Annotated in this window: 13 protein-coding genes; 6 read left to right on the forward strand and 7 right to left on the reverse strand. The window is 67.4% G+C overall.

What is annotated here, in order from left to right; all coding sequences use genetic code 11:
• Window positions 1–7 precede the first annotated feature (7 nt).
• The 4 genes from AC3WR5_RS00275 to AC3WR5_RS00290 all read right to left on the reverse strand — a co-directional run bounded on the left by AC3WR5_RS00275 (window position 8) and on the right by AC3WR5_RS00290 (window position 5,872).
• On the reverse strand, window positions 8–586 hold the full coding sequence (locus AC3WR5_RS00275) for a PA14 domain-containing protein (protein WP_492480956.1): 579 nt from the start codon (window positions 584–586) through the stop codon (window positions 8–10).
• A gap of 45 nt (window positions 587–631) precedes the next feature.
• Complete coding sequence (locus AC3WR5_RS00280; RefSeq protein ID WP_492480958.1) at window positions 632–1,867, reverse strand: DUF1996 domain-containing protein; 1,236 nt, start codon at window positions 1,865–1,867, stop codon at window positions 632–634.
• Window positions 1,868–2,277: 410 nt separating this feature from the next.
• Window positions 2,278–3,930 (reverse strand): hypothetical protein, encoded by a 1,653-nt coding sequence (locus tag AC3WR5_RS00285; protein WP_492480960.1) that lies wholly within the window; start codon window positions 3,928–3,930, stop codon window positions 2,278–2,280.
• 220 nt (window positions 3,931–4,150) lie between these two features.
• Window positions 4,151–5,872: a methyl-accepting chemotaxis protein gene (locus AC3WR5_RS00290; RefSeq protein WP_492480962.1), complete on the reverse strand. Its 1,722-nt coding sequence runs from the start codon at window positions 5,870–5,872 to the stop codon at window positions 4,151–4,153.
• A gap of 235 nt (window positions 5,873–6,107) precedes the next feature.
• On the opposite strand from AC3WR5_RS00290, the gene AC3WR5_RS00295 reads away from it, so the two are divergent.
• Window positions 6,108–6,794 carry a response regulator transcription factor gene (locus AC3WR5_RS00295; RefSeq protein WP_492480964.1) on the forward strand — a complete coding sequence of 229 codons (687 nt, stop codon included), beginning with the start codon at window positions 6,108–6,110 and terminating at the stop codon, window positions 6,792–6,794.
• Between the two features lie 71 nt (window positions 6,795–6,865).
• On the opposite strand, the gene AC3WR5_RS00300 is transcribed toward AC3WR5_RS00295, so the two are convergent.
• Entirely contained in the window at window positions 6,866–7,999 is a 1,134-nt protein-coding gene (locus AC3WR5_RS00300; RefSeq protein WP_492480966.1) for a sensor histidine kinase, read from the reverse strand.
• A 73-nt stretch (window positions 8,000–8,072) separates the two neighbouring features.
• Entirely contained in the window at window positions 8,073–9,653 is a 1,581-nt protein-coding gene (gene norR, locus AC3WR5_RS00305) for a nitric oxide reductase transcriptional regulator NorR (RefSeq protein WP_492480968.1), read from the reverse strand.
• A gap of 145 nt (window positions 9,654–9,798) precedes the next feature.
• Between norR and hmpA the strand changes: the two genes are divergently transcribed.
• Together hmpA and AC3WR5_RS00315 are read left to right on the forward strand one after the other, a co-directional pair.
• Window positions 9,799–10,980 (forward strand): NO-inducible flavohemoprotein, encoded by a 1,182-nt coding sequence (gene hmpA, locus AC3WR5_RS00310; RefSeq protein ID WP_492480970.1) that lies wholly within the window; start codon window positions 9,799–9,801, stop codon window positions 10,978–10,980.
• 70 nt (window positions 10,981–11,050) lie between these two features.
• A complete protein-coding gene (locus AC3WR5_RS00315) occupies window positions 11,051–11,323 on the forward strand; it encodes a DUF2164 domain-containing protein (protein WP_492480972.1) in 273 nt (90 codons plus the stop codon).
• 54 nt (window positions 11,324–11,377) lie between these two features.
• Here AC3WR5_RS00315 and AC3WR5_RS00320 read toward each other — a convergent pair whose 3' ends face one another.
• Window positions 11,378–11,626: a hypothetical protein gene (locus tag AC3WR5_RS00320; protein ID WP_492480974.1), complete on the reverse strand. Its 249-nt coding sequence runs from the start codon at window positions 11,624–11,626 to the stop codon at window positions 11,378–11,380.
• Between the two features lie 151 nt (window positions 11,627–11,777).
• Here AC3WR5_RS00320 and AC3WR5_RS00325 point away from each other — a divergent pair, with 151 nt between their 5' ends.
• The 3 genes from AC3WR5_RS00325 (at window position 11,778) to AC3WR5_RS00335 (ending at window position 14,844) form a co-directional block, all read left to right on the forward strand.
• Entirely contained in the window at window positions 11,778–12,941 is a 1,164-nt protein-coding gene (locus tag AC3WR5_RS00325) for a prolyl oligopeptidase family serine peptidase (RefSeq protein ID WP_492480976.1), read from the forward strand.
• 70 nt (window positions 12,942–13,011) lie between these two features.
• A complete protein-coding gene (locus AC3WR5_RS00330; protein WP_492480978.1) occupies window positions 13,012–13,785 on the forward strand; it encodes a sulfurtransferase in 774 nt (257 codons plus the stop codon).
• A 111-nt stretch (window positions 13,786–13,896) separates the two neighbouring features.
• On the forward strand, window positions 13,897–14,844 hold the full coding sequence (locus AC3WR5_RS00335) for an alpha/beta fold hydrolase (protein ID WP_492482565.1): 948 nt from the start codon (window positions 13,897–13,899) through the stop codon (window positions 14,842–14,844).
• Window positions 14,845–14,869 lie beyond the last annotated feature (25 nt).

The raw sequence follows: 14,869 nt of genomic DNA on the forward strand, positions 1-14,869 counted from the left end.
GGCTGTCTCATGCGCCCGCCACCTTTGGACTTGGCGGAAACAGCAGCGCCCGTGGCACGACATAGCGCAGCCCGTGCGGCGCTGTCCATTCGAGCCTCGCACTGACATTGGTGGACAAGTCAGCCCGCATTTCAATCGGGTAGAAACGGCCAGGCTGAAGCTCGATCGCGGCGTCCGGCACTGCCTGGCCGCCCATCATCCATTGGCCAGCGACGATGACGGTGCTGCCGGGCAAGGCATGGAAATGGTAGAGGCCCTTGAGCGGCGCCTTGATCCATCCTTGCCAGCGGGCCGAGCGGGGCCGGGCCACCGCGGCGGGCCAATCTGTTGCAAGCTCGAATTCGACCGTGGGTTCCAGGCGAGACAGCAGTGGCTCGCCGTTCAAGGCGTCACCGGCAAAGTAGTCGGCCTGCAGGCCGGCGCCCTTGGCGTTGCTGTCGCTGCAGCGCAGGGCGCTGGGTTCGGCCAGCACTTCCGCCAGCGCAGCTTCGGCTGCTGCCGCACGCGCGCCCGGCAGCAGCATTGCCCACCTGGCGCCTTGCCAGCAAGCCAGCAGCGCCACAGCGCCACAGCCCAGCCAGAGCATGCGTTTGAAGCCGGATCGCGCAGGTCGAAAGGCTTGCACAGCTTCTCAGGGAATGACCATCATGCGGCCATCGCCAAGCAGGTGCGAATGGCAATCGCGCTGGGCACGGTCACAGTTCTTCACCCAGACATCGACAATCTCCGGCTTCCAGCCATTGAACCAGTCGCCGTGGCCGGAATGGCCTGCCGGCTTGGTCAGGTCGTAGTTGTCGCTCGCCAGACGCCAATACTTGGTTTCACCCGCGGCTTTCAGCTGATAGAGCACCTGGAATGAGATCTGCGGAATGGCCACCGGGTGCGAGCTGGGGCAGTTGCCGGTGTTGTTGGCCTTCACGTTCACGGGATTGGCCATGTGGCTGATGTGATCCGGCGCGTCGAGATTGACACCGTCCCAGCATTGCGGAAAGTCGATGGCCATGATCAGCCAGGAAGTGCCGACGACGGGGCAGTCGGTCGGAATGCTGTTTTGCCAGTCGCCATTGCCACGGTCCCAGACGCAGGCGTACATCACCGCCGCGCTGGGTGCCTCGGGGGTTCCCTTGGAATCGCCGGCAATCATGCGCAGGCCAGCGGGCATTGCGGTGATGGCGCTGGGCGGCAAGGCATAGCCGGTCTTGTAATAGAAGTTCGATTCGAACATGGGCGCCAATGGCGCTCCCGTCCGCGTGTCGACCATGCTGGGCACCCAGTAGGCACTGCGATTGATGGTTCCACCCCGGCAGGTGCTGTTGCCGGTGGTGGCCAGGCTGTCGGCCGTGCTGCTGGCATTGACCCCGGTGTTGCCAAAGAAGGTGTGCAGGTGGCTCTTGCCGGGTTGGCCCGGAAACACGATCGGATCGTCGAAGGCGTATTTCGACACCTGGCAACCCGTGCGGAATGCGCCAATGTCGGAGGGAGGCGCCACCTCGGTAGTGGGCAGCAGCATGTCCTGCGACCAGCCCCCCACGGGGTTCTGGTTCACCGCAGGGATCAAGGCCGGATTGACATAGACCACTGGCGGCGGAGGGGGCGGTGGAGGAGGCGGTGGTGGGGGAACGACCTTCAGCTCACAGTGCTTGGCTTTGCCGGGCGCCGGGTCCACCCCGAAGAAGGCGGTCGAGCAAGTGCCCGCGCCTTTCATCGTTTTCTTCACCCAGCTCTTGTCCAGGCCATAGCGCACGACCTGCTTGCCCTTCACCTTGAAGGACTCGTTCTCGTTCGCCAGCCAGGTCCACTCCACTGTTGCAGTGGCGGCCTCGAATGCGGAGGCGGAACGCTCGTCGCCCCCCTGGGCGGCCTGCACCGAGCGACTCGCAGACGCCTGGGCCGGCAAGGTCGCGGCGGCACCCGTGTCGGTTGTGGACGAAGAGCTTCCACCGCACGAACTGAATATCAAGCCGGCCGCTGCGGCGCCTGCGATGCGCATGGCGGGCCGGACAGCGCGAAGGCGCTCGCCAGCCGGACTGGGCGCGCACGTCGGCCTGGGTCTGTCTTCCCCCATGAGATCTCCCTCGTTCGAGCTTCAGCCCGGCAAGGGACTTGCTCACATTGAAAAGCGCTGCCCGACGTGACCACTCTGCGGTGGCCATGGCATATCCCTTTGGAGTGTCCATGCGCCAACCCGGTCGATACATCATCGAGAACCGCTTTGATGGTAGAAGGCAGGCGCTTCGCCAGCTGTGAACAAGCGTAAATGCCGATGCGGAAAGGCGTTCAGCGCGCCGCGCCAGACCTTGCATCCGCCCGCCGTAGCGCATCGTTCAGCTGCGCCTCGATCGCATCTGCTTCCGCGCTGTCGCCCAGCGCGCGGGTGGCCGCCAGCAGGCCGCGCCTGGCGTCCACACGGCCGGGGTTGAGCGCCAGCGCGCGCTCGAACTGCTGGCGGGCCTGGACAGGGTCGGAAGCGGCCAGCAGGCGGCCCAGCAGTTCGCGCGTGGGCTCGTCGACCTGGGGCGGGCCGAAGGCGGCTGGCAATGCATCCTCCTCCCGCGCGACGGCTTCCAGCTGCGCCAGGCCCACGGCGCGCTGGCCGGCCAGCAGTGGCGCGGCGGCTTCCAGTTGGCCGAGCTGTATGGCGAGCACGCGGCGAAAGGCGTCATCCGCGGGCATGACCGCCTGGTCAATCTCGGCGCGCAGCCGAGCGGCACTGGCGCGTGCCCGCGTGGCGGCTTCGGCGAACTCGCCGGCTGCCTGCCTGCGCACGGCAAGGATGGCATCGCCATAGTCGCGCAGGAACTCGGCATACGGCAGGTTGCCGGCGGCGGGCGTCCAGCCCATGACCTCGGCATCGGCCGGCGCGTCCAGCAGGTAGCGCAGCCGCATGATGTAGAAGGCGCCGACGGGCGAGGCTTCGGGGTTGAACTCGCCGGCCGCGCCGCCGCCGGGATGCTGCCGCCCCAGCGCCAGGCATTCGGCCAGCACGCGCTTCGCGTCGGCATACCGACCTTGCTGCAGGTAACCGTAGTTGAGCCAGATCGGACCGTGGCCACAGGCGATGGGCATCACCCCCCGCATGCCGCTGCGGCGCGAGGCCACCGCGAGCGAGCGCTCATTCGCGGCCACCACCTCGTCCCACAGACCCAGGGCCAGGTAGATGTGCGAGCTCATGTGCAGCGCGTGCGAGGACTCCGGCGCGATCTCGCCATAAGCGCGTGCCGCCTGCAGGCCCAGCGGCGCGTGCGCCGCGTCGTCCACCGAGTGGATCAGGTAGTGCGTGATGCCAGGGTGCTGCGGGTACTGCCGGAACAGATCGTCCAGCAGCGCAAAGGACTTCATGTAGGTCGCCACGTCACGCCCGGCATGGGCCGTGCCGAGCAGCGAAAGCGCATAGAACGCGGTGCCATCGATGTCGTCCGGCCAGCGCTCGTGCAGGCGCTGCATGGCCAGGGCGTAGCGTTTGTCGCGCTCGAACTTGTCGCCCTGCTCGGCGTAGAGGACCTCCGCAGCGTCGAGGTAGGCGCGCTCGCGCTCGGTCTGGCCCTTGGCCACGCGAGTCGCGCGGTCCGGCCCCAGCCTGGCCAGCACGGCGCGGGCGGCAGCAGCGTCCTGCTGCATCCACACCGGGTGGTTGTAGGTCATGGCCTCGCCCCAGTAGGCCATGGCAAAACCCGGGTCCACCACCTGCGCGCGCCGGAAGGCGGCAGCGGCGGCCGGGTACTGGAAGTTGTGCAGCTGCGCGAGGCCGTAGGTGAAGTCGGCTTGCGCCGCGGGCGCGCCAGAGTTGGCGAACTTCACCACGCCCACGCTCGCCGGGCCAGTGGCAGGTTCTGCAGGCGCCGCAGGTGCTGGCACCACAGGCTCGTGTGCGACCGCTGCACTCACCTGCAGTGCCAGCACGGCAGCGGCCAAGACAGATCGGGTCTTCATGCACAGCCCCCCGGCGTGAGTTGCGCCGAGTGTAGGGTGGTGGGCGCGAGGCCCTGCCCCCTGTTCGTGGCCTCGCGATCCGGCAATGGCCGACATGACGTGGACGAAGGCTCGCTCGCCGTAAAGTGTCAGCTTCCGGGGTAGCGCACGAAAACGACGGCCTTCAGGAGATGTGCGACTCCCCTGTCCCACTCTCCCACTGCACTCGGACCGCCAACGATTAGAAGGACGCCCATTCCTCATGGCCGGTGACTGCCATGGTCTTGCCGGGCGCCGGGCGGCTCGGCGCTTTGGGTGATTTGCTGCCTGCCTTGGCTGCTGGCGCAGCCTTCGATGCGACAGGCCTTGGGCCTGCACTGATCGTCGAGGCTGGCTGGGACGACAGACTGAAGACCGAGACCGAACTCACCAGCCGCTGCGCCTGCTGCCGCAGGCTTTCCGCGGCGGCGGCGCTTTCCTCCACAAGGGCGGCATTCTGCTGGGTCACCTGGTCCATCTGCGAGATGGCCTGGCCCACCTGGGAAACGCCTGAACTCTGCTCACCGCTGGCAGCGCTGATCTCGGCGACGATGTCGCTCACACGCCGGATCGCGCCAACGATCTCTTCCATGGTTCGCCCGGCCTCGTCCACCAGCGCGCTGCCATGCTCGACCTGCTCGACGCTGTTGTTGATCAGGCCCTTGATTTCCTTGGCGGCGGCAGCGCTGCGTTGGGCAAGACTGCGAACCTCGCTGGCAACGACTGCAAAACCACGCCCTTGCTCGCCGGCCCGCGCAGCTTCGACGGCGGCATTCAGCGCCAGGATATTCGTCTGGAACGCAATCCCGTCGATGACGCCGATGATGTCGGCGATGCGCTTGCTGCTGTCATTGATGCCCTTCATGGTGCCGACGACGCGGGACACCACGTCCCCGCCTTTCATCGCCACCTCGCTGGCGCCAGTGGCAAGCTGGTTGGCATGCTTGGCGCTGTCGGCGTTGTTTCGCACCGTGGTGCCGAGCTGGTCCATGGTGGCCGCGGTCTGCTGCAGGGCGCTGGCCTGCTCTTCGGTGCGCTGGCTGAGGTCCGCATTGCCCATGGCAATCTCCGCCGAGCCCGTTGCGATGGACTCCGAGGCCCCCCGGACTTCGCCGACGATGCTGGAGAGGCTGGATTGCATGGCGCTGAGCGACGCCAGCACGCTGCCGGCGGGTGCGTCTTCCCCCCCCGGCAAAGAAGAGAGTTCGCCTCCGGCGACTCGCTGCGCCGCAGCGCCAAGTTGCGCCGGCTCGGCACCCAAGGCGCGAGTGAGGCTGCGCACGATCAGGTAACCCGCAAGCCCCGCTGCGCCGACGGCCAGCAGGCAGGCCAGCATCAACAGTTTCCTCTGGTCGGCATACGCTTGCGCCACCTCCGCGACCTGCCCCTCTTCCTGGCTCGCGGTGGATGATTGATAGGCATCGGAAGCCTTGATCAGGGCCGCGAGCTGCGGACGGCATTCGTCATTCATCTTCGCAATCGCCTCGTCGCGCTTGCCGTCCACCGCCAGCTTGACGATGGCCACCGCGATGGGTGAATAGGCCTGCTCGACCTGATCGATGCCCCCGATCAGCCGTCGCGCTTCCTCCGTCACGCCGGGCAACTGCGCCATCTCCTTGAGCTTGGTCAGGCGCGTCTGCACATCCTCATGGGCTTGCAAGGCAGCCGCCTTTTCGGCGGCCAGGTCCCCAGGCTTGCTGACGAGCACCAGATTGCGCACCGCGACGGCTCGGCGATCGACCGCGTTGCGGACGCTGGCGGCCACCAAGGCGCGCGCATTCACGCCGCGGATGAGGGTTGTGAAGCGGTCGTTTGCGTCGGCCAGGAACTTCAGCGAGAGCCCCGCAACCAGCACAACCAGCACTGCCAGGACTCCGAAGGCTGCGGTGAGCTTGGCACGGATGGTCATGTTCTCGAACTTCATGGATTTACCTCTGGGTTTTATTCAACGTGTCAGGCCGAGCTCAACCCAGCGCACCGAGACGGCTTGGATCTGTCTGCAATTGGCCATGTCGCGCTATCGGCACCAATGACAGTCTCCGTGAGCGAATTTATTCGCATCGCATGAATATGCGGTGATTTTGCACACCGACTCTCAGGGCCACCAGCCAGGCGGTTGTGATCGAATGACTGCTGTTCTGAGCTTTTTCCGCTGATACATGCTGCCCAAGACCCTGGCCCTGGTCGACGATGATCGGGAGTACTCGGATGGCCTGTCGCGCTACCTGCGTGAACAGGGCATCGCCGTCAGCACTTTCGCCGACAGCAACGACCTGCTCGCGCACGCCGATCCCTACATGTATGACTTCTACGTCACCGACCTGATGCTGCCAGGCGTAGACGGCACGGACTTGATCAAGATCATCCGGCAGCGCACCAACGCCGGCGTGCTGGTTGTTTCGGGCCGGCTCGCCGCGGACACCTTCAAGCAGGTCGTCACGGCCGGGGCTGACATGTACTTGTCCAAGCCGGTTCAGTTCGAGCAAATCCTGCTGGCCATCAAGGCCGTGTGCAGGCGATCGGTCGCGATGGATCCCGCGCAAAACGTGTGGCGCCTGGATCGCCGGGTCAGCCAGTTGATTGCGCCGGACGGCGCCCGCGTCGACCTGAGCGACGCGGACTGCATCCTGATCGAGTGCTTTGTCGAAGCACAGGGCAAGGTGGTGCCACGCGACACCCTGCTGCTGCAGTTGGGCCGAGCAGGCGATGCAGAAGGCTACGGGAGCTTGAATGCCACCGTCTTCAGGCTGCGCCGCCGCATTGAGCGCGCCACCCCGGCGACCGTGCCGCTGCAAACCAAGTCCGGTGTCGGCTACGCCTTTCGCGCGCTGCTCAAGGCGATCTGAACATCCCGGGCCTGCCGGTTTGCGAAGGCTTGGGACGCGGGGCGCGCCGTGCGCTGGCAGCCTTCGTCTGCCTACGCGCCGTTTCCGGCCTGGTCGACGAGCAACCTCAGGGTCGTGCCTGCGTCTCCCGTGCTCAAGATTTCGACGCTGCCTCCATGCAGCGACATCACCTGCCGGACGATGTAGAGGCCGAGCCCGTGGCCGGCATTGGCATTGCGCCCGCGGGCGCCACGGGCGAACAGCCCGGGCAGCTGTTCTGGATGAATCCCGGCGCCCGAGTCGCACACGTCAATCACCAGCGCCAGAGGTTCATCGGAGTCGGCAATGCGGATTTGCACCGGCGTGCCGGGGGGGCTGAACTTCAAGGCGTTGGAAACCACATTGCGCAGGGCCAGTCGCATGAGACTCATGTCCATGAGCGCCGTTCGCGTCGTCGTGTCCCGCTGAACATGGATGCGGCTGCGCTCGGCCTCGTGCATGTCGGCGACGACAACCGCGATCAAGGTGTCGATGTCTGTGTCATCGCACTGGATGGGTTCGGGCCGCGCCAGCAGCGACGCGACGGCCAAGGTGTTGTCGATGCATGTGAGCACCTGCCCCAGCACGGCTTGCGCCCGCACCAGCTGGTCCGAGACGAAAAGGTCACCCATGACGCTGAGCGCGCCTTTCGCGCTCTGCAAGGCAGCAGAGGCGTTGTTCAATGGCTGCCTGACCTCGTGTGCGAGAACGTCCAGCATCTCGGTGCGCTCACGCAGCAGTGCGTCGAGTTCAGCGGCATGCGCTTCGACCTGCCCACGCAGTTGCTCTTCCCGACGCAAGGCCGCCTGGGTCTCCTTCAACTGGGTGACTTCGGTGACCTGCACGAGAAATCCCCGCACCTCGTCGCCGACAAGGTCGGGGATGTACTCCGCCAGGCTGTGGCGTTGGACGCCACCCGGCCCGGGCACGATCCGCTCGAACACCTGGCGCTCGCCCGCCAATGCTGCTTGTATGTGGGGCTCATTCATGGCGAACAGCTTCGGTCCAAGCAGGTCGCGTATGGACGTGCCGAGCAAGCGGTCCGGACTCACACCGAACCACTTCTCGTAGGCACGATTCGAGAACCGGCAACGCAGGTCTCGATCCCAGTAAGCCAGCATCGACGGCACCCGGTCGACAAGCAGCCGCATGTGGTAGTTCGCGTCTGCGGAGAAGTCGTCGCTCATGTCAACCTTTCGAATGGCCGGGGGCCTGTCCATCGTGATGCGCGCACCAGTCAACTCGCCTTGGCGTGAACATTCAACCCCCGGCACTTGTCGCCACACCCAAGCGCTTGGCCAGTCGCGCCAGGTTCGCCCGGTCAAGTCCCAGCGCACGCGCAGCCGCTGCCGGCCTGCCGCCGTGCGAGGTCAACGTGGTCTGGAGCAGGCGACGCTGGAACTCGTCGACCGCGTCTCGCCAGTTGGCGACAGGGGAGATTTCGGTTCCTGGCCCGGTAGATGAAGCCTGCGCCGCCACTGGCTCGGATGCCGCGATGGGCAAATCCAGGTCTTCCGCTGCGACGCCCAGGATGCGCGGCCTGCTCGGCTGGCGACTGAGCGCGCGCAGTGCGGCTCGCGCGATCACGTGTTCGAGTTCGCGCACGTTGCCGGGCCAGCCATATGCGAGCAAGGCGGCCTGGGCGTCTGCCTCCAGGCGCAGCGCGCCCAGGCCGAGGCGGCTGCGGTTTTCTTCGAGGCAGGAGCCGGCCAGCAGCAGCACGTCTCGTCCACGCTCGCGCAGTGGCGGCACCTGCAGCGGGAAGACGCTGAGGCGGTGGTAGAAGTCGGCACGCATGCGGCCGGCCTTGACTTCGTCGGCCAGCTTGCGGTTGCTGGCGGCGATGAGGCGCACGTCCACGCGGTGCGGCCGGTCCGAGCCCAGGCGCTGCAGCTCGCCGCTTTGCAGCACGCGCAGCAGCTTGGCCTGCACCAACAGCGGCAGCTCGGCCACTTCGTCGAGGAACAGCGTGCTGCCGTGTGCCAGTTCGAACTTGCCGCGCCTGTCGCCATGCGCGCCGGTGAAAGCGCCGCGCACGTGGCCGAAGAGTTCGCTCTCGACCAGCGTGTCCGGCAGCGCAGCGCAGTTCACGCTGACCATGGGCTGGGCCGCACGCGCCGAGCGCTCGTGCAGCGCCTGCGCCACCAGCTCCTTTCCAACGCCGGTTTCGCCGTGGATCAGCACCGGCAGTTCGCTGGCCGCAACGAGTTCGATCTCCTGCAGCAGCGCCTTGAACGGCTTGCTCTGGCCCAGCAGGCGGCGCGGCACGCGGGCCGCCACCGCCGCCTCGCGGTAACCCTCGGCACGCCGCCGTTCCTGCTCGGCGCGCACCGCCAGCGCCTCCATGCGGCGGATCACCGAGACCGTGGCCGCGGCCAGTTCGGCAAAGGCCTGCAGCGCGGACAACTCAATGCCATCGAAGCGGCCGACGCTGAGCGCGTCCACCGTCAGCATGCCCCAAAGCTGGCCGTCGAGCTTGACGGCGCAGCCGGCGCAGTCGTGCACCGGCAGTGGCCCGGTCTGGTGTTCGACCAGGCCGTCGTACGGGTCCGGCAGCTCGCAGTCGGCATCGAAGCGCAGCGGGCCGGGCGCGTTCAGCAAGGCCTGCAGCCGCGGGTGCTCGGCTGGCAGGAACTGGCGGCCCAGCGTGTCGGCGCTCAGGCCTTCGACCGCCAGCGCCTGCAGGCGTTCGCCTTCCAGCCGCAGCAGCGCAATCGCGTCGCAAGGGATCAGCTGCCGCAAGCCGTGCAGCAGGCGCCGGTAGCGCTCGCCTTCGGGCAGCTCGCGCGCGAGGTCGGCCACCAGCGGCACCAGCGCGTCCATCGTCGTTGGCGTGGTCATGTTGACTCCATGCTGTCGAAACGACTCTTTCGTCACCGAGTCATTCTGACAGCAACATGCGCCAAGTGCCTGATTTTCCTGGTCAGGCATTGTGGAACGGCGCTTGCGGATGCCGCCCACTCATCACCGCCAGGGACCCAACACCATGCTCACCGAAGCCCAACGCCAGATTGTCACCGCCACCGTTCCGCTGCTGGAAACCGGCGGGGAAGCACTGACCACGCATTTCTACAAGATCCTGCTGGCCGAACACCCGGAGGTGCGGCCGCTGTTCAACCAGGCCCACCAGGCCAGCGGCACGCAGCCGCGCGCGCTGGCCAACGGCGTGCTGATGTACGCCAAGCACATCGACCGGCTGGAAGCGCTGGGCGGGCTGGCGGCGCAGATCGTCAACAAGCACGTGGCGCTGCAGATCCAGCCCGAGCACTACGGCCCTGTGGGCGCCTGCCTGCTGCGCGCCATCCGCGAGGTGCTGGGCGCGGAGATCGCGACGGACGAAGTCATCGCGGCCTGGGGCGCGGCTTACGGCCAGTTGGCCGACATCCTGATCGCGGCCGAGCGCGCTCGCTACGATGCTGCCGCTGCGGAACCCGGCGGCTGGCGTGGCGGCCGGCTCTTCCGTGTAAGCGACAAGCGGCGCGAGAGCGACGAGATCACCTCGTTCCACTTCGAGCCGGCAGACGGCGGCGCCATCGTCGCCTTCGAACCGGGCCAGTACATCGGGCTGCAGCTGTTCGTGGAAGGCGAAGAAATCCGCCGCACCTACTCGCTCTCGGCCGCGCCGAACGGGCGCGACTACCGCATCAGCGTCAAGCGCGAGCCGAATGGCAAGGCTTCGAACTTCCTGCACGACCAGTTGCAGGTGGGCGACACGCTGACGCTGTTCCCGCCCTCGGGCCAGTTCACGTTGAAGCCGGGCGACAGGCCTGTGGTGCTGATCAGCGGCGGTGTCGGCATCACGCCCACGCTGGCGATGCTGGACGCTGCGCTGGCGCAGGACCGGGCCGTGCACTTCATCCACTGCGCCCGCCATGCCGGTGTGCACGCCTTTGGCGACACGGTGGACACGCTGGCCGCGCAGCACCCGCGGTTGCAGCGTTTCTACTGCTACGACGAGACGCTGCCCGGCGCGCGGCTGCCGCATGCGGTGGGCCGCCTGGACACCCAGCGCCTGGCCGACTGGCTGCCGGCCGGCACCCGCGACGTGGACGCCTATTTCCTCGGCCCCAAGCCCTTCATGCGCGAGGTGCGGCGCTCGCTGCTGGCGCTCGGCGTGCCGGAAGACCAGATCCACCACGAGTTCTTCGGGCCGGCCGAAGCGATCTGACGAAACCCGGCGGCGCCGGGCGTGCCGCCGGCAGGTTAGGCTGGCGCCTTTGCCACTCTCGCGCCAGCCCATGCCCATCGAACTCGACAAGCCTGTCCGTGAGCAGGCCATTGCCTCGATCCAGCGCTACTTCGAGCAGCACATGGACGACAAGATCGGCAACATTGCCGCGGGCGCGCTGCTCGGCTTTTTCCTCGAGGAGATCGGCCCGACGCTCTACAACAAGGGCGTGGCAGACGCCCAGGCTGCGATTCAGGCCCGCGTCGCCGAGATCGACATCGAGGTCCACCAGGACGAGTTCGGCTACTGGCAGAAGTACGAGCGCCCTGCCAGGCGGCGCTGAGGCGCAGCCGGGCAAGGTGAAGCATTGCAGCCGCAGAGGCGGCGGCGTGCAGGCTCAGGCGACGACTTCGACGCCGCGGTCGCGTGCGCGATCTGACCGCGAGCGGCGGTTGACGTGCACAAGCGGCAGATTCTTCGCGCGCTGCAACACCGTCTTCGCTTCGCTCAGCGCCATCAACGGCGCGGCGACCGCATGGTGCTGCTCTTCCCAGGCGCTGCGGCGCGTCAAGGCGTACAGCGTGTCCCACAGGCCGACGATGGCAAGGACAAACGCACCCATCGCGGTCAAATACAAAGCGGTCACAAGCATCTCCAAGGTGTTGGTTGGACGGGTTGCACGCGCAGCGGCGCGCACCCGATTCGGCATCAAGTCGCCCCAGCTACATCGGGCATCCGCACCGAAACCTTGAGCCAAACATCGCACGCATCGAGTGCCGCCACAATGGCCCGCTTCATTGCTCACGCTGAATTCGCCATGTCTGGTTTTCACCGTTCCCCGGGCGCCCGGCCGGCCGCCACGCGCCTTTGCCGCCAGCGCCACACGCCTGACCGTCGAGGCCCTGCTCGGCGGCCCCACGGAACTGCGCCGCTACACGCTGGCCGGCGAGCCCCTGGGCACGCTGCCGGCGCCCGCGGCGTCCACCAACCTGATCGGCCTTCGACTGAAGGGCGATGAACTGCTGATCGGCAGCCAGAGCTTCACCCGCGCCTTCAGCTGGCTGCGCCTGGACAGCGCCGCGGCCGAGCCCAAGCCGCAGCCCACCGACCTGGCCGAACCGCCCGCGTTTGCCCAGGACGGTGGCCTGCCCGGCGTGGAGGCCGTGCGCGAATGGGCCGTCTCGAAGGACGGTACCAAGGTGCCCATGACCATCGTGCGGCGCATCGGCACGCCGCTGGACGGCAAGCAACCGGTGCTGCTCACCGGCTACGGCGGTTTCGGCATCTCGGAACAGCCGCGCTTCAAGCGCGACGTGGCGCTGTGGCTGCGGCACGGCGGCGTCTACGTGCAGGCCAACCTGCGAGGCGGCGGCGAGTTCGGCGAAACCTGGCACCAGGGCGGCATGCTCACGCGCAAGCAGAACGTGTTCGACGACATGATCGGCGCCGCCGAGGCCCTGATCAAGCTGGGCTACACCACGCCCGAGCGCCTGGCGATCCAGGGCGGCAGCAATGGCGGCCTGCTGATGGGCGCGGTCACCACCCAGCGGCCGGAGCTGTTCCGTGCCGTGGTTTCGCAAGTGGGCCTGTACGACATGATGCGGGTGGAGAACACCTCCAACGGCGCCTTCAACGTGACCGAGTTCGGCAGCGTGAAGGATCCCGCTCAGTTCAAGGCGATGCTCGCCTACTCGCCGCTGCACCAGGTGAAGGACGGCACCCGCTACCCGGCCATGCTGTTCACCACCGGCCTGCACGACGGCCGGGTGGAGCCCTGGATGTCGTTCAAGATGACCGCGCGCATGCAGGCCGCCAACCCCGGCTCGCTGGCCGAGGGCCGGCCGGTGCTGCTGCGCGTGGAGGCCGATGGCGGGCACGGCATCGGCACCTCGCTGGCGGCCGGCGTGGCCGAACAGGCCGACATCTTCGCCTTCCTGTTCAGCCAGCTGGGCATGAACTGACAGCCTGCAGGCAGCGCCGTGGCGCCAGTGGGCAGCGACACACCGTTGGCCGCTTCGTAAAATCACGGCCATGTCGCTGCCCATCCTCAACATCTCCACCTACCGTTTTGTCGCGCTCGATGGCCTGGAAGCGTTGCGCGACCACCTGCATGCCGAGGCCCAGGCCCGCGACCTGAAAGGCACGGTGCTGCTGGCCGAGGAAGGCATCAACCTGTTCCTGGCCGGGTCGGCGGAAGCGGTGAACGGCTGGCTGGCCGTGCTGCGGACCGACCCGCGGTTTGCCGACCTGCCGGCCAAGGAAAGCTGGAGCGAGGCCCAGCCCTTCGAGCGCCTGAAGGTCAAGGTCAAGCGCGAGATCATCCGCATGAACATGCCCACCGTGCGTCCGCAGGGCGGCCGCGCGCCGGCCGTCTCGCCGGCCACCGTGGCGCGCTGGCTGGCCGAAGGCCATGACGACGCCGGCCGCGAGGTCGTGATGCTGGACACCCGCAATGGCTTCGAGGTGGACGCCGGAGCGTTCGACAAGGCCATCGACTGGCGGCTGGAGAAGTTCAGCGACTTCCCCGCCGCGCTGGCCGCGCACCGCGAAGCCTTGCAGGACAAGACCATCGTCAGCTACTGCACCGGCGGCATCCGCTGCGAAAAAGCCGCGTTGGTGATGCAGGACCTGGGCCTGGCCCACAGCTACCAGCTCGAAGGCGGCATCCTCAAATACTTCGAAGAAACCGAAGGTGCGCCACACTGGCATGGCGGCTGTTTCGTGTTCGACGAGCGCGAAGTGCTGGACCCTGCGCTGCAGGCCGCGCCGGTCGGCCGCCGGCCAGCCAAGGCTGGCGCTGCATGAACTTCAACGTGGCAGCATCCCAGCGGGCCGAGCGCCGGGCCGCTCCCAAGCCGGCCGCATCCCCTCGGGGGATCGACCGACGTATTCGTCGGGCGAGGGGCTGACGTGAAAATGGTGCTCTGGCGCATGTTCGGCATCCTGCTGATGCTGACGGCGCTGTCGCTGCCGCTGATGCAGGCGCCGGATCGCGCCGTCGAAACCCTGGTCGCGCACTGGGCCCTGCCGCCGTCGGACTTCATCGACGTCAAGGGCCAGCTGGTGCACCTGCGCGACGAAGGCCCACGCGACGACCCCGCCCCGCTGCTGCTCATCCACGGCACCGGCGACAGCCTGCACACATGGGAAGGCTGGACACAGGCGCTCAAGGGCCAACGCCGGGTGATCCGCTTCGACCTGCCCGGCTTCGGCCTCACGGGTCCGTTCACCGGCCAGTACGCGCCTGACGACTACCGCGACGCCACGCTGGCCAGGTTCACGCTGGACCTGATGGACCAGCTGAAGCTGCAGCAGGTGGTGATCGCCGGCAATTCGCTGGGCGGCGAGGTCGCCTGGCGCGTGGCCGCCGCCGCGCCGCAGCGGGTCGAAAAGCTGATCCTGGTCGACTCCGCCGGCTACGACTTCAGGTCCCAGGCGGTGCCCATCGGCTTCCTGCTGGCCCAGGTGCCGGTGCTGAACAAGCTGGGCGAATACCTGCTGCCCCGCGCCGCCGTCGAAGCCAGCCTGCGCGCTGTCTATGCCCACCAGGACCGCGTGACACCCGAACTCGTCGAGCGCTTCTATGAACTGACGCTGCGCGAAGGCAACCGCCGCGCGCTGGGCCTGCGCATGCGCCAGCTCGACCGCGGGGCAGACGCCGCCCAGATCGCCACGCTGCGCCTGCCCACGCTGATCCTCTGGGGCCAGCAGGACAAGCTGATTCCCCCGGACAGCGCCCAGCGCTTCGCCCACGACATCCCGGGCAGTCAACTGGTGATGCTGGACGGGCTGGGGCACGTGCCACAGGAAGAAGACCCGGCGGCGAGCGTGGCACCGGTGAAAAGCTTCCTGGAAAGGAAGTGACGAAAGCTGAGCACTCGCGTTGGGT

The organism is Ideonella sp. FW305-24, assembly GCF_058788035.1.

Bases quoted from the DNA above. Each gene is read 5' to 3' on its own strand.
- AC3WR5_RS00275 (WP_492480956.1), bottom strand. From the start codon at position 586: ATGCTCTGGCTGGGCTGTGGCGCTGTGGCGCTGCTGGCTTGCTGGCAA.
- AC3WR5_RS00285 (WP_492480960.1), bottom strand. From the start codon at position 3,930: ATGAAGACCCGATCTGTCTTGGCCGCTGCCGTGCTGGCACTGCAGGTG.
- AC3WR5_RS00290 (WP_492480962.1), bottom strand. From the start codon at position 5,872: ATGAAGTTCGAGAACATGACCATCCGTGCCAAGCTCACCGCAGCCTTC.
- AC3WR5_RS00295 (WP_492480964.1), top strand. From the start codon at position 6,108: ATGCTGCCCAAGACCCTGGCCCTGGTCGACGATGATCGGGAGTACTCG.
- AC3WR5_RS00300 (WP_492480966.1), bottom strand. From the start codon at position 7,999: ATGAGCGACGACTTCTCCGCAGACGCGAACTACCACATGCGGCTGCTT.
- norR (WP_492480968.1), bottom strand. From the start codon at position 9,653: ATGACCACGCCAACGACGATGGACGCGCTGGTGCCGCTGGTGGCCGAC.
- hmpA (WP_492480970.1), top strand. From the start codon at position 9,799: ATGCTCACCGAAGCCCAACGCCAGATTGTCACCGCCACCGTTCCGCTG.
- AC3WR5_RS00315 (WP_492480972.1), top strand. From the start codon at position 11,051: ATGCCCATCGAACTCGACAAGCCTGTCCGTGAGCAGGCCATTGCCTCG.
- AC3WR5_RS00330 (WP_492480978.1), top strand. From the start codon at position 13,012: ATGTCGCTGCCCATCCTCAACATCTCCACCTACCGTTTTGTCGCGCTC.
- AC3WR5_RS00335 (WP_492482565.1), top strand. From the start codon at position 13,897: ATGGTGCTCTGGCGCATGTTCGGCATCCTGCTGATGCTGACGGCGCTG.